The organism is Polynucleobacter sp. AP-Ainpum-60-G11 (assembly GCF_018688375.1).
Taxonomy (GTDB): Bacteria; Pseudomonadota; Gammaproteobacteria; order Burkholderiales; family Burkholderiaceae; genus Polynucleobacter.
This window is the reverse complement of record NZ_CP061318.1, coordinates 1,243,759-1,263,840: the sequence shown is the minus strand read 5'-3', so window position 1 is coordinate 1,263,840 and position 20,082 is coordinate 1,243,759. Positions and strand designations below refer to the sequence as shown.

Annotated in this window: 21 protein-coding genes; 14 read left to right on the top strand and 7 right to left on the bottom strand. The window is 46.8% G+C overall.

Translation table 11 applies throughout. From position 1 onward, the window contains the following. Position 1 precedes the first annotated feature (1 nt). The 3 genes from FD971_RS06580 to smpB form a co-directional block, all read right to left on the bottom strand. Positions 2–1,009 carry an alpha-E domain-containing protein gene (locus tag FD971_RS06580; protein WP_215333469.1) on the bottom strand — a complete coding sequence of 336 codons (1,008 nt, stop codon included), beginning with the start codon at positions 1,007–1,009 and terminating at the stop codon, positions 2–4. A gap of 15 nt (positions 1,010–1,024) precedes the next feature. Beyond that, positions 1,025–2,437, bottom strand: a complete 1,413-nt coding sequence (locus FD971_RS06575; RefSeq protein WP_215301256.1) for a circularly permuted type 2 ATP-grasp protein — start codon at positions 2,435–2,437, stop codon at positions 1,025–1,027. Between the two features lie 106 nt (positions 2,438–2,543). Further along, positions 2,544–2,996: an SsrA-binding protein SmpB gene (gene smpB / locus FD971_RS06570; protein ID WP_015421400.1), complete on the bottom strand. Its 453-nt coding sequence runs from the start codon at positions 2,994–2,996 to the stop codon at positions 2,544–2,546. A gap of 26 nt (positions 2,997–3,022) precedes the next feature. Between smpB and FD971_RS06565 the strand changes: the two genes are divergently transcribed. The 14 genes from FD971_RS06565 to FD971_RS06500 all read left to right on the top strand — a co-directional run bounded on the left by FD971_RS06565 (position 3,023) and on the right by FD971_RS06500 (position 16,069). Further along, complete coding sequence (locus FD971_RS06565; protein ID WP_215333338.1) at positions 3,023–3,454, top strand: type II toxin-antitoxin system RatA family toxin; 432 nt, start codon at positions 3,023–3,025, stop codon at positions 3,452–3,454. Continuing rightward, positions 3,447–3,797 carry an RnfH family protein gene (locus FD971_RS06560; protein ID WP_215333468.1) on the top strand — a complete coding sequence of 117 codons (351 nt, stop codon included), beginning with the start codon at positions 3,447–3,449 and terminating at the stop codon, positions 3,795–3,797. The genes FD971_RS06565 and FD971_RS06560 overlap by 8 nt, the downstream gene beginning before the upstream one ends. A gap of 26 nt (positions 3,798–3,823) precedes the next feature. Beyond that, positions 3,824–5,290, top strand: a complete 1,467-nt coding sequence (gene guaB, locus FD971_RS06555) for an IMP dehydrogenase (protein WP_215333467.1) — start codon at positions 3,824–3,826, stop codon at positions 5,288–5,290. A gap of 12 nt (positions 5,291–5,302) precedes the next feature. Further along, a complete protein-coding gene (guaA, locus tag FD971_RS06550; protein ID WP_215333466.1) occupies positions 5,303–6,910 on the top strand; it encodes a glutamine-hydrolyzing GMP synthase in 1,608 nt (535 codons plus the stop codon). Between the two features lie 101 nt (positions 6,911–7,011). Then, positions 7,012–8,622 (top strand): FMN-binding glutamate synthase family protein, encoded by a 1,611-nt coding sequence (locus tag FD971_RS06545; RefSeq protein WP_215333465.1) that lies wholly within the window; start codon positions 7,012–7,014, stop codon positions 8,620–8,622. An 18-nt stretch (positions 8,623–8,640) separates the two neighbouring features. Further along, the gene (locus FD971_RS06540; protein ID WP_215333464.1) at positions 8,641–9,465 is read left to right on the top strand and encodes a ferritin-like domain-containing protein; all 825 of its coding nucleotides are present in this window, start codon (positions 8,641–8,643) and stop codon (positions 9,463–9,465) included. Continuing rightward, positions 9,462–11,357 (top strand): radical SAM protein, encoded by a 1,896-nt coding sequence (locus FD971_RS06535; protein WP_215333463.1) that lies wholly within the window; start codon positions 9,462–9,464, stop codon positions 11,355–11,357. Before FD971_RS06540 ends, FD971_RS06535 begins: the two co-directional genes overlap by 4 nt. A gap of 56 nt (positions 11,358–11,413) precedes the next feature. Continuing rightward, positions 11,414–12,112, top strand: a complete 699-nt coding sequence (locus FD971_RS06530) for a hypothetical protein (protein WP_215333462.1) — start codon at positions 11,414–11,416, stop codon at positions 12,110–12,112. Continuing rightward, a complete protein-coding gene (locus FD971_RS06525; RefSeq protein WP_215333461.1) occupies positions 12,088–12,816 on the top strand; it encodes a hypothetical protein in 729 nt (242 codons plus the stop codon). Before FD971_RS06530 ends, FD971_RS06525 begins: the two co-directional genes overlap by 25 nt. 28 nt (positions 12,817–12,844) lie before the next feature. Then, entirely contained in the window at positions 12,845–13,498 is a 654-nt protein-coding gene (queE, locus tag FD971_RS06520; RefSeq protein WP_215333460.1) for a 7-carboxy-7-deazaguanine synthase, read from the top strand. A 41-nt stretch (positions 13,499–13,539) separates the two neighbouring features. Next, positions 13,540–14,004, top strand: coding sequence for a 6-carboxytetrahydropterin synthase QueD (queD, locus tag FD971_RS06515; RefSeq protein ID WP_215333459.1), 465 nt, complete (start codon positions 13,540–13,542; stop codon positions 14,002–14,004). A gap of 8 nt (positions 14,005–14,012) precedes the next feature. Then, positions 14,013–14,468 carry a tRNA adenosine(34) deaminase TadA gene (gene tadA / locus FD971_RS06510; RefSeq protein ID WP_215333458.1) on the top strand — a complete coding sequence of 152 codons (456 nt, stop codon included), beginning with the start codon at positions 14,013–14,015 and terminating at the stop codon, positions 14,466–14,468. Further along, positions 14,465–15,409, top strand: coding sequence for an LD-carboxypeptidase (locus FD971_RS06505; protein WP_215333457.1), 945 nt, complete (start codon positions 14,465–14,467; stop codon positions 15,407–15,409). The genes tadA and FD971_RS06505 overlap by 4 nt, the downstream gene beginning before the upstream one ends. Positions 15,410–15,433: 24 nt before the next feature. Beyond that, complete coding sequence (locus tag FD971_RS06500; protein WP_251368598.1) at positions 15,434–16,069, top strand: heme-binding protein; 636 nt, start codon at positions 15,434–15,436, stop codon at positions 16,067–16,069. Here the strand turns inward: FD971_RS06500 and FD971_RS06495 are convergent. From FD971_RS06495 to FD971_RS06480, 4 genes are read right to left on the bottom strand one after another with little or no spacing between them, the layout of a single operon-like run. After that, complete coding sequence (locus FD971_RS06495; RefSeq protein WP_215333456.1) at positions 16,066–16,932, bottom strand: 23S rRNA (adenine(2030)-N(6))-methyltransferase RlmJ; 867 nt, start codon at positions 16,930–16,932, stop codon at positions 16,066–16,068. The genes FD971_RS06500 and FD971_RS06495 overlap by 4 nt on opposite strands. 2 nt (positions 16,933–16,934) lie before the next feature. Further along, the gene (locus FD971_RS06490) at positions 16,935–17,732 is read right to left on the bottom strand and encodes a phosphatase PAP2 family protein (protein WP_215333455.1); all 798 of its coding nucleotides are present in this window, start codon (positions 17,730–17,732) and stop codon (positions 16,935–16,937) included. A 5-nt stretch (positions 17,733–17,737) separates the two neighbouring features. Beyond that, on the bottom strand, positions 17,738–18,997 hold the full coding sequence (locus FD971_RS06485; RefSeq protein WP_215333454.1) for a glycosyltransferase family 9 protein: 1,260 nt from the start codon (positions 18,995–18,997) through the stop codon (positions 17,738–17,740). 18 nt (positions 18,998–19,015) lie between these two features. Further along, the gene (locus FD971_RS06480; RefSeq protein WP_215333453.1) at positions 19,016–20,059 is read right to left on the bottom strand and encodes a lysylphosphatidylglycerol synthase transmembrane domain-containing protein; all 1,044 of its coding nucleotides are present in this window, start codon (positions 20,057–20,059) and stop codon (positions 19,016–19,018) included. Positions 20,060–20,082 lie beyond the last annotated feature (23 nt).

The window sequence follows — 20,082 nt, the reverse complement described above, 5'->3', positions numbered from 1 at the left end:
TTTAAGCTACGGCTAATGGAATAAGGTAGGCGTTACTGAATTCATCAGCAATGTGATTGATTCGCTCCAAGAACTCTTCAATAAATTCCTCTAAGCCTTGTGAAAAGACCTCATCAATATCCGAGTAGTCTAAATTTGCTTTGAGCTTTCCAAGCAGGCGCTCAATTTCTTTTGATTCCTGATTTTTCATTTCTGCAATCAAGGGAATCAGTTCATTAACACAGCACACCAGTGAGCGTGGCATTTGCTTGTTGAATATCAAGAGTTGCGCTACCTGCTTTGGTGTGACCTGATCGGAGTAGATTTGACGATAGATCTCAAAAGCGGAGACTGATCTCAGTAGAGCGGCCCAGTGATAAAAGTCAAAGAAATCACCATCAGCCCCCTCAATCACTTCCGCAACCTCGCCATCAACTGCCTTACCTTTTTTATCAGTACGCAATACCTTCAATGCTGCCTGACCTTCATATTTAGTTTCTAAAATACGGGCAGTGTTGTCAGCTCTCTCCAGCAGGGTGCCGACATTCATAAAGTAGAAGGCTTCATTCTTGAGCATGGTGCCATGCATGACGCCTCTAAATAGATGGCAGCGATGCTTGACCCAATCAAGCAATCTGCTGGGGTCAGCTTGATTGCGAGCTTCCAGAATGCGTTGCAATTCTAGCCAAGTGGTGTTTTGGGTTTCCCACGCTTCGGAAGTAATTTTTCCCCGAATAACGCGGGCATTCTCGCGGGCTGCAAATAAGCAGGACACGATGCTAGAGGGATTGCTAGTTTCATAAATCATGAAATCCAAAACATTCTCTCGAGTGACTGCATCGTGCTTCATGAGGAAAGATTCTTCAAGCTTGGAGATGGTGAGTAACTTCTTCCAGCTTTGCTCTAAAAACTCTGCAGGTTGCGGAAGGAGTGAGGTTTGGTGGTTGACATCCAACATACGGGCAGTATTTTCTGCGCGCTCTGTATAGCGGGCCATCCAATACAGGCAATCAGCGGTACGACTCAACATATTGATTTATCCCTTTTATTCTTCTAGAACCCAGGTATCTTTAGTGCCACCACCCTGTGAGGAGTTCACGACTAAAGAACCTTCTTTGAGGGCAACACGAGTAAGGCCGCCTGGAACCATCTTGATTGTTTTTCCTGACAACACAAATGGTCGCAAATCAATGTGGCGTGGCGCAACGCCGGACTCAACAAAAGTTGGGCAGGTAGAAAGTGCGAGTGTTGGTTGGGCAATATATTTATCTGGATTGGCAATTAGATGACCGCGGAATTCTTCAATCTCAGCTTTAGTGGATGCTGGTCCAACCAACATGCCATAGCCGCCAGCACCATGGGTTAACTTCACTACCAACTTGTCTAAGTTAGCCAAGGTATAGGCAAGATCATCTGGCTTACGGCATTGGAAAGTCGGCACATTATTCAGAATGGGTTTTTCACCCAAATAGAACTCAATCATGTCCGGTACATAAGGGTAGATCGATTTGTCATCAGCAATACCGGTACCAATGGCATTGGCTAAAGTCACATTACCTGCGCGATGTGCGGACAATAAGCCTGCAACTCCTAAAGTGGAGTCAGAGCGGAATGCGAGAGGATCCAAGAAGTCATCATCGACGCGGCGGTAAATGACATCTACACGCTCAGGTCCCTGAGTGGTGCGCATAAAGACTTGCTCGTTCTTCACAAACAAATCTTTACCTTCCACCAACTCAACACCCATTTGTTGAGCGAGGTAGCTGTGTTCAAAATAAGCTGAGTTGTACATGCCTGGAGTCAGTACTACAACATTCGGTTTTTTGACATCATCAGGTTTGACTGACTTTAAGCACTCCAATAAAAAATCCGGATAGTGCTCTACCGGCGCAACTCGATATTTCTGAAACAGGTCGGGGAAGAGTCGCATCATCATCTTGCGGTCTTCAACCATATAAGAAACCCCAGATGGAACACGCAAGTTATCTTCTAGAACATAGAACTCACCTTCGCCTGCACGCACAATATCGATCCCGGCAATCTGTGCATAGATATCTCGCGGCACGTTGACGTTGCGCATCTCTGGGCGATATTGCGCGTTGTTATAAATCTGCTCGGCAGGAATGATCCCGGCCTTGATAATTTCTTCTTCGTGATAGACGTCGTAAATAAAGCGATTGAGTGCTTTGACCCGTTGACGTAAGCCAGCCTCTAATTGCTCCCATTCTTTGGCGGTAAAGATGCGGGGCACTTGATCGAAAGGGATGGTTCTCTCAGATCCCAGATCATCTCCGTAGACGGCGAAGGTAATCCCCACTCGCCGGAATATGAGATCAGCCTCAGCGCGTTTTAAGCCCATGAGGGTGTCACTCTGCTGTTTAAGCCAGTTATGGAAAACTTGGTAATGGGGACGCGCTTTTCCGCTGGCGTCGAGCATTTCATCAAAAGGCAATTTCATAGTTACAAACTAACGCCTTTGGGTGTTTCAAAAACTAACGGATGGAGCAGCTTGGTGCTCTATGCACTTTATTGGTGCATTAATGACTAAGAAACCTACTCCGGAATTAGGCGTTAAGGTCGCCTCGAGCAATACGACCTTTTTGAACTTCCCATTCACGTTCTTTGGTCGCGGCACGTTTGTCATGCTGCTTCTTACCTCTAGCAAGCCCAATCTCGCACTTCACATTGCCTTTCGAGAAATGCAGGTTCAGTGGAACGAGGGTGTAGCCCTTTTGCTCAACCTTACCAATCAGCTTTTTAATCTCAATGGCATTGAGCAGAAGCTTGCGGGTGCGGGTGCTGTCTGGAACGATATGGGTTGAAGCTGAAAGTAGCGGGGTTATGTGACAGCCGATCAGGAATAGCTCCGCCCGACGGATGACAACATACGCTTCTTTAATGTGGACTCGACCAGCGCGGATGGCTTTTACTTCCCAGCCCTCCAGAACCAGCCCTGCCTCGAACCGTTCCTCGATAAAATAATCGAAGAAGGCTTTTTTGTTATCGACGATACTCATATTTATTTAGCTTCTCAAGATCGATTATGGCAGACGTCTACAAGACCGTTTTAATTGGCCAATCAGCCGACCGCATGTATGGCTTAGTCACCGACGTTGCGCGATACCCTGAGTTCCTGCCGTGGTGTGGCGGGGTGGAAATTTTTGAACAAACCGAGACGGTTTTGGATGCCAAAATCAATATCCACTTCAAGGGTATTAATCAATACTTTCATACTCGAAACATCAATCACCGCCCTGAAACCATTGATATGGTCTTTGTGGATGGCCCATTCAAGCATTTTTCTGGGCAGTGGAACTTCATCCCGCTTAAAGAAGATGCTTGTAAGGTGGAATTCAAGCTCCACTGGGAGTTTAAGAATGTCATCCTAGATAAGATCATTGGCCCAGTATTCGGCCATATTGCAGGTACCTTTGTGGATTGTTTCGTCAAGCGAGCAGAAGACCTCTATGGCTAGTCAGTCTATGGAGATTTTGATTTGCGATGCTCGCTTAGGTGAGCCCAAACTGAGCCCCTTCACAGTCCATTTTTTGCCATCCGAGGCTCCCACCGTGGGTCTAGCTCTCATTAAGGCTGGAATAGCCCAAAGCCCGGAAGATCCCAGCCTTGCCAGAAAAGGCTGTTTTGGCGTCTTTGGCAAGCGCAAGGACTGGGATAGCCCAATTTATGAGGGTGATCGTCTGGAGTTGTATTCACCCCTCTTGGTAGACCCCAAGGCTGTCCGCCGCAAGAAGGCTAACCAGAACCAGGATGCCAAATTCCAAGCTGCCGCAGCTAAAAGAAAGGCTAGGAGGCTATAATCGGTTTTTGCGACTAGGGGTTTTGCATGCGACTCATTCAAAAAGCACTCACTTTTGACGATGTGCTCCTCGTACCGGCTTATTCTTCGGTACTCCCTCGAGATGCCAGTTTGGCAAGTAAGTTAACTCGAGATATTTCACTCAATACACCGTTGGTGTCCGCGGCGATGGATACCGTCACTGAAGGTCGCTTAGCAATTGCTATGGCCAGCGAAGGTGGTATTGGTATTGTTCACAAAAATCTCAAGCCTGCTGAGCAGGCTAGGGAAGTGGCTAAGGTCAAACGTTACGAATCTGGCATTTTGCGTGATCCGATTACGGTCAGCCCAGATGTCACGCTTCGTCAAGTAATCCAACTTTCTCGCGAGCATGGTTTCTCAGGATTTCCTGTACTTACTGGTAAAGAAGTTGTGGGCATTATTACTAACCGCGACTTGCGCTTTGAAGAAGACTTAGATGCGCCTGTGAAAACCAAGATGACTCCACGCGAGCGTTTGATCACAGTCAAAGAAGGTTGCTCGCTAGAAGAGGCAAAGCGCTTGATGAGTCAGCATCGCTTAGAGCGTGTGTTGGTAGTGAACGATAAGTTTGAATTGCGCGGCCTCATCACTGTTAAAGATATTCTGAAAGCCACTGAGCATCCCAATGCTTGTAAAGATAGCGAAGGTAAATTGCGCGTTGGTGCTGCGGTCGGTGTTGGCCCAGATAACGATGAGCGCATTGAACTCCTAGTTCGTGCAGGCGTTGATGTAATTGTGGTGGATACCGCTCACGGCCATAGCCAAGGCGTTTTAGATCGCGTTAAGTGGGTTAAGAAAAATTACCCTCACGTGCAAGTCATTGGTGGAAACATTGCTACTGGCGATGCTGCTAAAGCATTGGCTGATCATGGTGCTGATGGTGTTAAGGTGGGTATTGGTCCTGGCTCTATCTGCACAACCCGAATTGTTGCAGGTGTTGGTGTTCCTCAAATTAGTGCGATTGTGAATGTGGCTGCTGCACTCAAGGGCACAGGCATTCCATTAATTGCAGACGGTGGTGTTCGTTATTCCGGTGACGTTGCCAAAGCACTAGCTGCTGGTGCAAGTTCCGTGATGATGGGCGGTATGTTTGCTGGTACAGAAGAAGCCCCTGGTGAAGTGTTCCTATATCAAGGTCGTTCATACAAGAGTTATCGCGGCATGGGTTCATTGGGCGCGATGGCCGATGGTTCTGCGGATCGTTATTTCCAGAGTGATATCAGTGCGGCAAATGCCGAGAAACTAGTTCCAGAGGGTATTGAAGGTCAAGTGCCCTACAAGGGCAGTGTCCTTGCTATCTTGCATCAACTGACTGGTGGCATCCGTTCTTCAATGGGCTACCTAGGTTGCAAAACGATTGATGAACTTCATGAAAAAGCGAATTTTGTGGAAATCACTTCAGCGGGTGTACGCGAGTCACACGTTCATGATGTGAAGATCACCAAGGAAGCCCCGAATTACCACATTGATTAAGGCTACTCCTTCGTGCACGACAAAATACTGATTCTCGACTTTGGTTCACAAGTCACCCAATTAATTGCCAGGCGCGTGCGTGATGCCCGCGTCTATTCTGAGATCCACCCCTACGATTGCGATCCAGAGTTCATTCGCAAATTTATTCAAGAGCAGGGTGGCAAAGGAATCATTCTTTCAGGTGGACCAAGCTCTGTTACTGAAGAGGGAAGTCCTCGTGCGCCACAAATCGTTTTTGAATTAGGCGTTCCCGTTTTAGGTATTTGCTACGGCATGCAAACTATGGCAACCCAACTCGGTGGTGCCGTTGCTTCTGCTGAGTCTTTGGGTAAAGCTCGTGAGTTTGGTTACTCAGAAGTGCGTGCCCATGGCCACACCAATTTGCTTAAAGGCATACAAGACTTTTCTACCAGCGAAGGTCACGGTATTTTGAAGGTGTGGATGAGTCATGGCGATTCAGTAACGACAATGCCACCTGCATTTAAGTTAATGGCTTCAACAGAGTCTTGCCCAATTGCTGGGATGGCTGATGAAGAGCGTCGTTTCTATGCATTCCAATTTCACCCTGAAGTAACGCATACCTTGCAAGGTGAGGCCATCTTGGCTCGCTTTGTCCATGAGATCTGTCAGTGCAAACCGGACTGGGTCATGGGTGATTACATCAGCGAAGCGGTTGAGCATATTCGCAAACAAGTTGGCGATGAAGAAGTCATTCTTGGTTTATCTGGCGGCGTTGACTCTAGCGTGGCTGCGGCATTAATCCATCGTGCGATTGGTGAACAACTCACTTGCGTATTTGTTGATCATGGCCTACTTCGTTTAAACGAAGGCGACATGGTGATGGAGATGTTTGCTCGTAATCTCGGCGTCAAAGTGATTCGAGTGGATGCTAAAGACAAATTTATGTCTGAGCTTGCTGGTGTTGCTGACCCAGAAGCTAAGCGCAAAATCATTGGTAAAGAATTCGTTGATATTTTTCAAGCCGAGTCTGGCAAGATTCAAAATGCCAAGTGGCTTGCTCAAGGAACCATCTACCCAGACGTGATTGAGTCTGCTGGTAAGGGCAAGAAGGGCGCGCATACGATTAAGAGTCACCACAATGTGGGTGGTCTGCCTGAAGATATGCATCTCAAGCTGCTTGAGCCATTGCGTGAATTGTTTAAAGATGAGGTGCGTGAACTTGGTGTTGCTTTGGGTCTGCCACGGGAGATGGTCTATCGCCATCCATTCCCAGGGCCTGGCCTTGGAGTGCGCATCTTAGGTGAAGTGAAATCAGAATTTGCCGACTTGCTCCAACGTGCTGACGCGATCTTCATTGAGGAGTTGCGCAATACGATTGATGAAGCAAGCCAAAAATCCTGGTATGACCTCACCAGCCAAGCCTTCGCAGTGTTCTTGCCAGTGAAATCCGTCGGTGTAATGGGTGACGGTAGAACTTATGAGTATGTTGTTGCGCTCAGAGCCGTTCAAACACAAGACTTTATGACCGCGCACTGGGCTCACTTGCCACATGACTTGCTAGGCAAGGTATCTAATCGCATCATTAACGAAGTGCGCGGCATCAATCGCGTGGTCTACGACATCAGCGGAAAACCTCCGGCAACTATTGAGTGGGAATAAGGTCGCAATCAGCCTATTGCTTTTGTACTTCTTGCTGTAGATTTAAATAGAAATCTAACTTCTTAATATTGGTAATCAAAGCCTAAGCAGGAGGTCTTTAAATGCATTATTCCAGATACTTTTTTTGGCTCTCAACTGGCATACTTGCCCCCCTATCTTTTTCGTATAGCCCATATTTAGCTATATTCTTTTCTCTATTATTTTTGATTGGTCTAAAAGATTCAATTCAGAAGCGACATTCAATTTTGCGCAATTACCCTTTGATAGGGCATTTTCGGTTTTTGCTTGAATATATCCGCCCTGAGATACGTCAATATTTCTTGGAGGATGATGAGGAGAAGATCCCTTTTTCAAGAAATCAACGAGCTATGGTTTATAGCCGCTCCAAAAAAGACAATGATAAGCGGGGATTTGGTTCAATTAAGTCGATGTATGGTCCTGAGGGTGAGTGGTTAGGGCACTCAAATTCTCCATGCCATCCAGACCCAAGTCAATTTCGCATTCAAGTCGGCGGTCCAAGCTGCCTTCAGCCTTATTCTTTATCGGTATTTAATATTTCTGCGATGAGCTTTGGATCGCTCTCACCAAATGCCATTAGGGCTCTTAATAGGGGAGCAAAGCTCGGTGGTTTTGCTCACGACACCGGTGAAGGTTCAATTTCCTCATACCATCGTGAGTTTGGTGGCGATATTATTTGGGAGATAGGATCTGGTTATTTTGGTTGTCGTACTGAGAATGGTCGATTTTCTGAGGAAAAATTTACCGCTCAGGTAGTCGATCCGCAAATCAAGATGGTGGAAATCAAGCTATCTCAGGGTGCCAAGCCAGGCCATGGCGGCGTACTACCTGGCGCTAAAGTGACTGCTGAAATTGCTGCCACTAGAGGCGTGCCGATTGGTGAGGACTGTGTCTCTCCAGCCCATCATGCTGAATTTTCCTCTCCTGTGGAGTTGATGCAATTTATTGCGCGTTTGCGTAAGCTGAGTGGCGGCAAGCCAATTGGCTTTAAGTTATGCGTCGGTCAGCCCTGGGAGTTTTTTGGGATTGCCAAGGCAATGCTAGAGACTGGTATTTGTCCTGACTTTATTGTGGTTGACGGAAGTGAGGGTGGTACTGGTGCTGCCCCTGTTGAATTTACAGATCATGTGGGGATGCCACTTCGTGATGGCCTAAGGCTAGTTCACAATACTTTAGTTGGAATCAATAAGCGCAGCGATATTTCAATTGGAGCGTCTGGAAAAATTATTTCTGGCTATGACATTATTCGTGCCATTGCATTAGGGGCTGATTGGTGTAATTCTGCAAGAGGGTTTATGTTTGCATTGGGCTGTATTCAGTCACGAACATGTCATACGGATAAATGTCCTACAGGTGTTGCAACTCAGGACTTGATTCGCCAGAGAGCATTGGTTGTTCCTGATAAAGCTGAGCGAGTGTTTGCATTCCATCAGAATACGGTTGCATCTTTAGCGGATCTAATTGGATCTGCAGGTCTAATGTATCCCTCTGAAATTACACCTGATTATCTTTTGTCCAGAGATAGTTCTGGAAAGATAAGTTCGTTAGCATCTCAGCTCACAACCCTGAGTCCTGGAGTGTTATTGCCAGGGTCTGACGCTTCTCTGCGAAAAGATTTACCTCAGGAGTATGTGGAGTACTGGAATAGGGCTCAAACGAGTAGATTTGGCTTAGCCCCGGTATCAACCCCATGAGGTCTCATCTCTGTCACCATGCTTGAATTACGAGAAGCCGCCCTCGCAATACTGGCAGACACCGATGTGCAATCTAAGGTTAGTCAGCTAGCTAGCTTGTTTGATGACTATCAGACTAAGAAAATTGCACTCAATATTTCCTCTAGCCTCGATAGTCGGGATATCCGGCTTCCAGGCCGACCAGCTAATCCAGATTTAGTTGCACCAAAGTTTGTTCCTAAAAGAAAAATGGATACGGTTGAGGGGAGGGCTATTCTTTGGCATTCCTTGGCACATATTGAATTTAATGCCATGAATTTAGCTTTAGATGCAATATGGCGTTTTCCGAATATGCCTCAGGCGTATTACGAAGATTGGCTTAGGGTCGCAAAAGAGGAGTCATATCACTTTAGCTTGATTAATGCCCATTTAAAGACCTTTGGATTTAGTTATGGGGACTTCCCGGCCCACAATAGTTTGTGGGAGATGGTTGAGAGAACGACAGATTCGGTGATTGCTCGCATGGCTCTAGTCCCACGAACTATGGAAGCAAGAGGGCTTGATGCAGTTCCAGAGATTCGGGATCGGTTTAAACAAATCAAAGATGAGCGTGCTGTAGAAATTCTAGAGATCATTCTCCATGATGAGATTGGTCATGTGCTTGTGGGCAATAGGTGGTTCAACTTCTTATGTGCCAACAAGGGCTTATCCCCAATTGCGACTTATCGAGAGTTGGCCGAAAAATACCGTGCGCCCACTTTGAGGGGGCCGTTTAATTTTGATGCGCGTGAGCAAGCTGGCTTTACTTCTGAGGAATTGGAGATATTGGAATCTCTGAGTGAGAAACGGACCCAAGCGGCATGAAGATCCTCAGTCTCATTCCGCCGATGACGCAGCTCAATACGCCGTATCCATCAACCGCTTATCTGACTGGCTTTCTGCGCTCACGAGGTTTCGATGCAGTTCAAGTGGATTTAGCATTAGCCTTGGTCCTAGGTTTTTTCACTCCATCTGGTTTGCAAGAAATTCAAGAGCAAGCATTACAGCTTCCTGAAGAAAATCGCAGTGCGAGCGTCAACTTCTTCCTGGATTACTTTACAGATTATCAAAGCACCATTGCTCTAGCGATTGCATTTTTGCAAGGGCGTGACAGCACTCTGGCTCACCGAATCAACAGCCGTGCTTTGTTGCCTGAAGGTCCGCGATTTGCATCTCTAGATGCTTACGATGAAGAAGAGGGCGGTGATTCATTAGCATGGGCATTTGGTGCACTCGGTTCTCAGGATCGAGCGCGTCATTTAGCCACTCTCTATCTCAATGATTTATCCGACGTATTGCGGGATGCTGTAGACGAGCGTTTTGAGTTTGTTCGCTATGCAGAGTCTCTGGCAGGTAGTCAGCCTACCTTTACACCTTTAGCGGACGCTCTGGCTGCAAGTCCTACATTAATGGATGTGCATTTACAGGAGCTGACAAGGTCTTCGATCGAAAAGCATCAACCTGGCTTGGTATTGCTCTCAGTACCATTCCCTGGGGCAATGTACGCCGCATTACGAATTGCTCAAACTATCAAGCAAGATTACCCCGCTATCAAAATTGGTCTCGGTGGTGGCTACGTGAACACGGAGTTACGTGAGCTGACCGATCCGCGCATATTTGATTTTGTAGACTTCATCACCCTAGATTCTGGTGAGCGACCTCTACTGGCTCTGTTGGAACATTTGAATGGCAAACGCTCTGTGGAAAGACTCGTTCGTACATTTATCCGAACCGCTAGCAATAAAGTTCGTTATATCAATTGGCAAGAGCCGGACATTCCTTTTGAGGAAGTTGGTACTGCCACCTGGGATGGTCTACCACTCAATTCTTATTTATCGCTGCTGGATATGCTTAACCCCATGCATCGCCTGTGGAGTGATGGTCGATGGAATAAGCTCACGGTTGCTCATGGCTGCTATTGGAAAAAATGTAGCTTCTGTGATGTCAGCTTAGATTACATCTCTCGTTATGAAACTGCTTCTGCAAGTCTATTGGTTGATCGCATTGAAGCCATCGTTGCTGAGACTGGGCAGAGTGGATTTCATTTTGTAGATGAAGCGGCGCCCCCAAAAATTCTAAAAGCCCTTGCCGAAGAATTAATACGTCGTAAGGTGGTGATTTCTTGGTGGGGCAATATTCGCTTCGAGAAGACCTTTACACCTGAGCTATGTGAGTTGTTAGCGCAAAGCGGGTGCATTGCCATGTCCGGCGGACTGGAAGTTGCCTCTGACAGGCTTCTTGATCTCATGAAAAAAGGCGTTTCAGTAGAGCAAGTGGCTCAAGTGACTAAAGGATTCTCGGATGCAGGAATACTCGTGCATGCCTATCTCATGTACGGCTTCCCTACGCAAACCGTCCAAGAGACTGTTGACTCACTGGAATACGTTCGTCAGCTTTTTGAAAATGGCTGCATCCAGAGTGGCTTCTTCCATCGATTTACTTGTACGGTGCACTCTCCAGTTGGGCTTGATCCGGCAGCCTATGGCATTGAGCTTGTGCCATTACCCCCCATTAGCTTTGCCAAGAATGATGTTGCTTTTCTTGATCCCTCTGGTGTCGATCACGATCTTCTTGGCGTGGGCCTTAAAAAAGCAATTTACAACTTTATGCATGGCGTAGGCTTTGAAGAAGATGCTCATCAGTGGTTTGATATGTCCGGCATTCCAAAAGCCTCAGTGGGGCGCAATAAAATAGCTAAAGCACTGAAGCATAATTAAATAACCGTAAACTTTATTTATCCAACTCATTTATTTAAATTACCGTGGGTAGCAATATGAACTTATCTCGTCGTACTTTTATCGTTTCTGCCGCTTTAGCTCCAGTTGCCTGTGGTGGTCTCTCATATGAGCATGGCATTCCGGTTGCTCAACCAAAACCACTGCCGGTGGTTCGCCCCCCACAAATTGGGCAAGAGTGGACTTATATCAAGAAAAATATCTTTGATGGCAAAACCCTGGATGTGATTACTGAGCGTGTTTCTAATATTGGCTCCACGATTGTGATTGATCGCATGACGGCTGATGGCTTTCGCTTACCTAGTGAAATTCAGACTTCATGGGGCATGGTTTCTACAGACACACAGTGGTCGCGCTTGCTAAACTTCAGCCCATCTTTGCCGCTTTGGCCTGAGCAGCTATCGACTACCTGGGCAAAACAGTTCAATACCAAGTACAGCATTGCTGGTTACTCAGACTCGCGAATGAACTGGCAAGAATATATGAGCGTGCAAGGCTGGGAAAAAATTACTGTTCCTGCTGGAGAGTTTGTAGCACTCCGTTTTCAGACTCTGATTAATTACGAGAGTGAAGATCCCAACAAGGTCGATTGCATTCGTAAAGAAACAGTTTGGTTTGCTCCGCAGATCGGTCGCTGGGTTGCACGTGAGGCATCTGGCTCTTATCAAATACAGGGACAAATTGGTGCGGTGATTCTAGAGGGTAGCTACCAATGGCAATTGAGTTCTTACAAATAAATACTGTACGTAGGCTCCTTTTACTTCTGTCGCCAGCTTTGTTGGTGGCTTGTATTGCTTCGCAGCCATATCCAACTTCAACGCCTTTACCTCAACCTATTAATCCTCCCAAGGTAAGGGCGCCACAAGTGGGTCAGCAGTGGGTCTACAACGTGCGCAATGTCTTTAACCAAGAGTTGGTGGATATTGTTACCGAGAGAGTCGCTTCTATTGGGCCTCAGGTTCGGATTGAGCGTAGTGGACTAAAAGCCGGGCGACTCCCCGATGAAATCCAGCAACCTTGGGGTTATGTCTTACAGGATCCCCACTGGAATCCCCCTCAGAAGTTTTTGAAGCCGATTCCCTTGTGGCCCGAGCAACTCGTCCCAGGCTGGTCTGGTTTCTATCGCGACCGCTATCAAGTCGTGGGCTATCCCGATAATGACTACTACTGGGGATTAAATGTAACGGCTCTTCAGTGGGAGGGTGTCAGCGTGCCCGCGGGGCAATTCCCAGTCCTGAAGTATCAGAATGAGGCGCCTTTCTTCACTAGCAATGATTTTTCTCGAGTAGCCAACTATCGTCAGGAAGATGTTTGGTTTGCCCCGGAAGTCGGCCGTTGGGTTATCCGGCGTGGCTATGGGCGCTATTTATGGGGAGGCATGTTCTGGAGTGATGCCCTTTGGGAAGACTACTTAGAGTGGGAGCTTGTGTCCTGGAAGTAAGCAAAGCGCTTAAAATCAGCACATAGCTATGTATACCGTAAAAGAACTTTTTCCAACCCTTCAGGGTGAGGGTGCTCACGCAGGTCGTGCAGCCGTATTTTGCCGCTTTGCTGGCTGCAATCTGTGGAGTGGTCGCGAAGAAGATCGTGCTTCAGCGGTTTGCCAATTTTGCGATACCGACTTTATTGGTAGTGATGGCGTAGGCGGTGGGAAGTTTGAAACTGCTGCGCTATTAGCTGACACTATTGAAGAGGTTTGGAGTAGTACCTCAGCAGGACCACAGCAGCGTTATGTTGTTTTCACGGGCGGTGAGCCACTACTGCAACTCGATGCGGATTTAATTGATGCCTTACATGCCAAAGGCTTTGCTATTGCCATTGAGACCAACGGCACGATCAAGGTCCCTAAAGGCGTTGATTGGGTGTGCGTCAGCCCTAAGGCTGGATCTGAGCTGATTGTTTTGCAAGCCGATGAAATTAAGCTGGTGATCCCTCAGCAAGGTCATAGTTCCATTGAGACCTTACTAGCCCGATTTGAGAAGATGGATTACCGCAATCGTTTCTTGCAGGCCATGGACGGTCCAAGCCTCCAAGAAAACCTTGCATTGGCAGTTCGGCTGTGTCAAAAGCGACCTTTATGGCGTTTGAGTATTCAGACCCATAAAATGATCGGTATTCGATAGTATTTCTACCAAGCGATATTTAAGTATTTAGAAAAGTAACCATGACTGCCAAGCAAGAAGCCATTTCCATTACCCGTCGACTAGAGTTTGATTCAGGTCACCGTATTCCAAATCATGATGGGCAATGCCGTCACCTGCATGGCCATCGTTATGCTATTGAAGTCACCCTGACAGGTGTGATTGCGGATCATCCTGGTAAAGCAGACGATGGCATGGTCTTGGATTTTGGGGATATCAAGCGCCTCACGAATCAATATGTAGTGGAGCCTTGGGATCACGCTTTTTTGGTAGCTAAAGAGGATGCTGGATTGGTAGAGTATTTAAATTCCATTCCGAATCACAAGACGGTAGTCATGGAGCATGTACCTACTGTTGAAAACTTGGCTAGTGCCGCCTTTAGGGTATTGCAGCCAGTTTTTGAAAAAGCGTTTGATGGTCGACTCAAGCTAGCATCCATTCGTCTTTATGAAACCCCCAATTGCTGGGCTGACGTTTCTCACTCATAAAAAGCAATATGCAAGCAGAGCTTGATCGCCAATTTATGCAGCAAGCTTTGGATCAAGCCAAGCTCGCTGCCGCTGCTGGTGAAGTGCCGGTTGGTGCTGTATTGGTGCGTGATGGCCAAGTGATTTCTACAGGCTTTAATCAGCCAATTACTAATAGCGATCCTAGCGCTCACGCTGAGATGATGGCATTGCGTGCTGCCGCCTCGGATGAGTCTAATTACCGCCTACCTGGTACAACCTTGTATGTAACATTGGAGCCCTGCACTATGTGCGCAGGAGCAATGCTGCATGCCAGAGTAGATCGCGTTGTATTTGGCACTACCGACCCTAAAACGGGGGCCGCAGGGAGTGTGCTCAATGTATTCTCAGAAAAGCAGATTAATCACCAGACAGTAGTTGAAGGTGGCATCATGAGCGAAGAGTGCGGACAAATACTGCGCGATTTTTTTAAGGAGCGGCGTTGAAGCAAATTCATTTGATTGCTCCTTCAGGGGCTAGTCTGGATAGTCGCAGTCCATTGGCTGGAATCGAGTGGCTGAAGAAGCAGGGTATTGAAGTTCTCAATACTGCCTGTGTTGATCGAGTCGAACAACGTTTTGCTGGATCTGATGCTGAGCGTTTAACCGAGATCAATCAACTCGCTAATCTCTCTCCTGAGATTGCTGTTGTCGCTATGCGGGGTGGCTATGGCTTACATCGCTTGCTCCCAGATATTCAGTGGAGTGCGATTGCCAAACCTATCAAGAATGGTCTACAGATTTGTGGACACAGCGATTTCACAGTCTTTCAATTGGGTTTATTGGCAAAGACTGGCGCAGTCACTTTGGCAGGCCCTATGCTCAATTTTGATTTTGCTTGTCAGGGTGAGCAGGGCGAGGGAATTACTCCCAATGCATTGATGTGGACGCATTTCCAACAAGCTATTCATGAGCGTAAATTAGATTGCACCATTAAAACCAATCAAGCTTTCTTAAAAAATTCTGCCGCTGGCCAAATTTCGGGATTGCTCTGGGGCGGTAACCTTACAGTACTCGCAGGCTTAGTTGGAACACCTTACTTACCTAGCAAAGAGCAAACCCAAGGCGGCATTCTATTTCTAGAGGATGTCAATGAGCATCCTTACCGGGTTGAGCGCATGCTGATGCAATTATTGGATTCAGGCATATTGGCCAATCAAAGCGCCATCCTCTTAGGTGGGTTCTCAGCCTATCGTCTATATGACAATGATCGTGGTTACACACTGGAAAGTGCGATTGAGGCTATTCGTCAGCGTCTTCCTGACAACATCCCTGTACTGACTGGTTTACCATTCGGCCACCAAGCCGAGAAGCTGACTTTGCCAGTAGGTGCGCAAGCGCACATTCAATATGATGTGTCAGGATTTACTATTCAGTCTCAGTGGTAGTTATTTCAAATTAAGGACATCTCCTTGCGAGTTTTAGTATTCCTCACCAGCATATTGATTGCGAGCGCTGCAATGGCAACCGAAGAACCAAAGTTCACCCTTCTCGAGAAATCTGAGCCATTTGAATTGCGTGCCTATGCGCCACTGATTGTGGCGGAGGTCAAAGTAGATGGTGATTTAGATGCTGCCTCTAATCAAGGGTTTCGTTTGATTGCAGCCTATATCTTTGGAAAAAATCAGGTATCTGAAAAAATTTCTATGACTGCACCTGTAGGCATTGAGTCTAGCGATCAGAATAAGAGTGCAAAGATTGCAATGACTGCCCCTGTAGGAATTGAGAACAGCAATCCTTCTGAAAATGCGGGCAATCAATGGACGGTATCTTTTGTGATGCCTGCAGAATACACATTGGCGAGCTTGCCAAAACCAGTAGATCCAAGAGTCAAAATAAGAGAAGTGCCCGCAGAGAAAAGGGCAGTAATTACTTTCTCTGGTTTTTATAATCAAGAGAAAGTAGAAGAAAAAACTCAAGCATTGCGGGACTGGATCAAGCTGAAGAATTTAAAGCCAAGCGGTGAGCCTCAGTTCGCTCGCTACAACCCGCCCTGGACATTGCCTTTTATGCGTCGTAATGAGGTGATGATCCAAGTCTTGGATTAAGCCTCAAAACTCTTTAGTACAAATCCAGCGCCACCATCTTGTCCTAATGCCTTGACAAGAATAGGCAGACTTTCGGCTAACTGCTTTTCTAGAGTCCATGGTGGATTGATGATGAACATACCGCTAGCCTGTAGTCGACGGTCTTTAGGGGCATTCTCAACTCGTAGCTCAACATGTAACCACGAGCGTTTATGAGCCGCAGCAATCTTTTTCATATGATCGGGTAGGGCTGCTGATTCTCGTCTGGAGAGGCATGGGTACCAGATTGCATAACATCCAGTGGCGAAGCGTTGTAGCGCTTCCTCCATAGTCGTTTCAAGATAACGATAGTCTTGCTTATCTTCGTAAGAGGGGTCAATCAAAACGAGTCCACGCCTACTGGGTGGCGGCATCAATCCCTTTAATCTTGCAAAGCTATCTTCCGCATAGATATCAATCTGCTTAGATTGTTTGAGCTCGCTGATATTGTGGCGCAAGATATCAATTTCTTTGGGATGTAGCTCAAAGAGCTTTAAGCGATCTTGTGTTCTGAGTAAGCGTGCCAAAATAAATGGGGAGCCGGGATAGATCGTGATCTCATCGTCAGCATTCTCCGCTCGAATGCAATCTAAATAATGATCAATACCAGAACTTACGGAATTATTTTCCGCAAATTTGGCAAGGTGATAAATACCTTGATCTGCTTCTTTGCTGACCGCCGCAAACCCGTCAATCAGGCTATAGATACCGGCACCAGCATGCGTGTCAACAATAGTGAGTGCACCGGGCTTTTCTTGAAGATATTCGACCAAATGAATCATCACGAGATGCTTCAGAATATCGGCATGGCTGCCAGCATGAAAAGCATGACGATAGCTAAACATCTTTAGATAGCCCTGGGTTTTTGCGCTTTAATAAATAAAGCCAGAGTGATGCTGATTAATGCTGCGCAAGCATATTGCAAGGACTGATTTAACTCGGAGTCTAAAGTTTGAGTTAGTAAGACATAGATCGTCGCAAGACCTCCCAAGGCCAGCAAGCGAGGCCCGATTTTATTGGGGGATAGCTGACCATCAGGAATAAACCGAACCACTAAAGCCCCCAGCATGCCCGACCATATTCCAATAGCGCAACCTGCTAGAACATCAGTGAGCCAGTGAGCGCCCAGCGCGTTTCGAGAGATGCCAGCAAAACCAGCGATGATGAATATCCACCACAGAGAGTTTCTTTTATCTCGATCGCTAGCGAAGTAAATTCCAGAAACCACTGCAAAAGCAGTGAGCGTATGTCCGGAGGGCATAGCTCTATGTAACAAAGGCTCACCAATGCGATAAAAATCCTCTAAGGCCAATACTCCAGCAGGGCGAGGAAGTGCCAAGAAAGGTTTAATAATTTGACTAATAGTGCCGCCAATCAGAGATGCCAATAGTCCGGCGCTCAGCAATCTAGGGGCGAGCAGCAAGAGTGGAAAACACAGTGCAAAAATACCCCAACCATTGCCAATGAAAGTAAGCCATGCCCATAGGGTATCCGGCAGTATCTGGGTGTAACGATTGATGAATAAAAAAGTCGGGGTTTGTAATTCACCAAAGTAAATAGCGATTGCTAAACCAAGGGGTAGCAGCGGAATACACCAAACCCAAATTGATGCAATTGCCAAAACTGATTTGCGCTGCTCCGTCATGCGAATTAACGCGCTCGCTCTTGATCGGCTTCATTGAGTTGATGCAACATCTTCTCTAGCACTTGAGAAACTGTAATGGCTTGCATACAGACATTGTCGTGGCATGGAGTCTTGCGATGATTGGCAGCGCTGACACAAGGTGAGCATGCAAGATTAGCTGTGATTGCAATGGATTTGCCAACGGAACCATAGAGCGCTGGAGTTTCAGGACCGAATAAAACCACTGTGCGCAGAGGAGTAACTGCCGAGAAGTGACCAGGTCCAGAATCGTTGGTAACCATCACATCCGATAGCGTGTAAAGCGGTGGTAATTCTGCGAAACTGACTTGGCCTGCAAAGTTCAGAGCATTTTTAACATTAGCAACTGAGCGTACTTTTTCAACATACTCAAATTCAGCAGGAGAGCCAGTAATCAGAATGAGGTCATTAGGGTAATGTTGATTTAATCCCTGAATGAGTTCAGAGAAGCGCTGTTGTGCCCAACGTCTTTGTGGCAATAAGTCACTTGCATTGGGGTTAACCAAAATTAGGCGTTGTGCACCTTGTTTGTATCGTATGCCAAAACTCTCACTAAGCTTCTCAATGCGCTCGCGAACTTTATTTAATACCGCAGGATCAATTGCCGCTTGCTCTAAACGAACTTCAGAGTCTGCAATATGAATTTTGCTAAATGGCACCTCAATCTCTTTAGCAAATGCTGCATGAATGAGAGAAAGAAAATTCTTAGTAATGTGGATATGCGGGTTGTAGTGGACTTTGCGAGTCAGCATAAATCCACGCCATAAGCCTTCACCGTGAAAGATGTGATAGCCCACGCGACGACGTGCGCCACAAAGACCAGTCAATAGAGCGGTAAAGCGGGAAAACAATTCCAAATCAATGACGGTATCGATGCGATGCTTGCGGGCTAGCAGTAAAAATTTGAGCGTGTCTTTAATTAAGCCGCCTAGGCTTGAAGAGTCAATTGTAAAGATATTCTCAGGCTTAACGGTATTTAATAAAGTCAGGCTGGCACGATTGCTTTTAAAGATTAGGAAAAATAATTCAGCGCCACGAGCTTGTGCGTTACGCATAGCTGGGTCAACCAAGATTGCGCTTCCCATTTCAGATAACTCAATAAAAAGTAATTTGCGTGGCTCATCTGTCCCATGACTAAAGATATTTTTGACGCTATCAATTAGAGCTACTAATGGGCTTGCTACCGCGCAGAGAGGTACACCAACCCAATGGTCGATGGCACGCATGGTGTTGACACTAATACTCATAGTGGGACTCTAAAAGAATTATTTCCGTTTTAATAAAAAGTAAGCGCCAGGCAATACTGATAAGACGGTGATGGCGCCGTAGCTAATAGATGCTAGTACCGTCATAGAAGGGCTTACACCCCACAATGCCAGCACAGAGGAGAGAGTGGCCTCGCGCAAGCCCCAGCCAGAGATGCTGATTGGCAGCATTAGTAGGAGGCTCAGTGCAGGCAGACCAATCATGAGTGCTTCAATTGGCGCATCCACTCCATAGGCCTTGAGGCAGAAAAGTAGCGTCAAAATGGTGAGCGAATGAATCCCAATTGCAAATGCTGCTTGTGCCACATTCATGGGCCAAGAAAAAGCTAGCTTAATACCAGGCAGGGCGTGATTCATTTTGAGGCGGTCTAGTAATTTTTGCAGCAAGTTGCAGCTAGGACCCCAAGCCAAAATTGCGGCTATAAGTAAGCCAGCAAAAATCATAATGCCGGTTACGGCATAACCTAAATCGGATCCCCAAGTAGCTAAAGTTGCGCCACCCAAAATGAGGCCAAGTCCACCTAGTAAGTTGTTCCCCGCTAAGCCGAGTAGGCGATCCACTAAAACCATAGAAAAACTCAGTCGCAGTTTTGGCGTGGCATGTTCCAAGTCAACTGAGTGATGCAGCTCTTCATCGAGCTCCTTTGCTTCAGTGAGTTTGCCGCTGCTATTTAAATGGGTTGCAGTTATAGCGCGATAGCTATCGCCACCCAGCGTGCTGGGTAAGCCTTGATTAATAAGTCCCCCAGCAAAATAGAGTGCTACAAAATTGGTGAGGCTTCCTTGAAACCCTACTTTGCGCATTAAAAATCCCCAGCGCAGTCCACCGCAAATAAATGCTGAGAGCATGGTCAGCCCTGCTGCTAAAAACCACCAAGGTTGCATCCGAATTTCAGAATCTAAAATGGCGTGCCAATCGATTCCGCTGGTGGCTTTCCAGAGGAGGGCGACCGACAGCAAAATCCGAATTGTGGGCCAAGCCCGTTTGAGGATTGCTTTCCACCCAGGTGTGGCTTTTGGGGTGGCTTGGGGTTGTGAACTCATAGGCGTAAGGATAATGCCTAGAG

What these genes read in the sequence shown, in the direction of transcription:
- FD971_RS06495 (WP_215333456.1), bottom strand. Translation starts at nt 16,932, where the DNA reads ATGTTTAGCTATCGTCATGCTTTTCATGCTGGCAGCCATGCCGATATT.
- queE (WP_215333460.1), top strand. Translation starts at nt 12,845, where the DNA reads ATGTATACCGTAAAAGAACTTTTTCCAACCCTTCAGGGTGAGGGTGCT.
- FD971_RS06535 (WP_215333463.1), top strand. Translation starts at nt 9,462, where the DNA reads ATGAAGATCCTCAGTCTCATTCCGCCGATGACGCAGCTCAATACGCCG.
- smpB (WP_015421400.1), bottom strand. Translation starts at nt 2,996, where the DNA reads ATGAGTATCGTCGATAACAAAAAAGCCTTCTTCGATTATTTTATCGAG.
- FD971_RS06485 (WP_215333454.1), bottom strand. Translation starts at nt 18,997, where the DNA reads ATGAGTATTAGTGTCAACACCATGCGTGCCATCGACCATTGGGTTGGT.
- FD971_RS06490 (WP_215333455.1), bottom strand. Translation starts at nt 17,732, where the DNA reads ATGACGGAGCAGCGCAAATCAGTTTTGGCAATTGCATCAATTTGGGTT.
- FD971_RS06525 (WP_215333461.1), top strand. Translation starts at nt 12,088, where the DNA reads ATGGCAATTGAGTTCTTACAAATAAATACTGTACGTAGGCTCCTTTTA.
- queD (WP_215333459.1), top strand. Translation starts at nt 13,540, where the DNA reads ATGACTGCCAAGCAAGAAGCCATTTCCATTACCCGTCGACTAGAGTTT.
- FD971_RS06565 (WP_215333338.1), top strand. Translation starts at nt 3,023, where the DNA reads ATGGCAGACGTCTACAAGACCGTTTTAATTGGCCAATCAGCCGACCGC.
- FD971_RS06560 (WP_215333468.1), top strand. Translation starts at nt 3,447, where the DNA reads ATGGCTAGTCAGTCTATGGAGATTTTGATTTGCGATGCTCGCTTAGGT.
- FD971_RS06540 (WP_215333464.1), top strand. Translation starts at nt 8,641, where the DNA reads ATGCTTGAATTACGAGAAGCCGCCCTCGCAATACTGGCAGACACCGAT.
- tadA (WP_215333458.1), top strand. Translation starts at nt 14,013, where the DNA reads ATGCAAGCAGAGCTTGATCGCCAATTTATGCAGCAAGCTTTGGATCAA.
- FD971_RS06530 (WP_215333462.1), top strand. Translation starts at nt 11,414, where the DNA reads ATGAACTTATCTCGTCGTACTTTTATCGTTTCTGCCGCTTTAGCTCCA.
- FD971_RS06580 (WP_215333469.1), bottom strand. Translation starts at nt 1,009, where the DNA reads ATGTTGAGTCGTACCGCTGATTGCCTGTATTGGATGGCCCGCTATACA.
- FD971_RS06480 (WP_215333453.1), bottom strand. Translation starts at nt 20,059, where the DNA reads ATGAGTTCACAACCCCAAGCCACCCCAAAAGCCACACCTGGGTGGAAA.
- FD971_RS06545 (WP_215333465.1), top strand. Translation starts at nt 7,012, where the DNA reads ATGCATTATTCCAGATACTTTTTTTGGCTCTCAACTGGCATACTTGCC.
- FD971_RS06575 (WP_215301256.1), bottom strand. Translation starts at nt 2,437, where the DNA reads ATGAAATTGCCTTTTGATGAAATGCTCGACGCCAGCGGAAAAGCGCGT.
- guaB (WP_215333467.1), top strand. Translation starts at nt 3,824, where the DNA reads ATGCGACTCATTCAAAAAGCACTCACTTTTGACGATGTGCTCCTCGTA.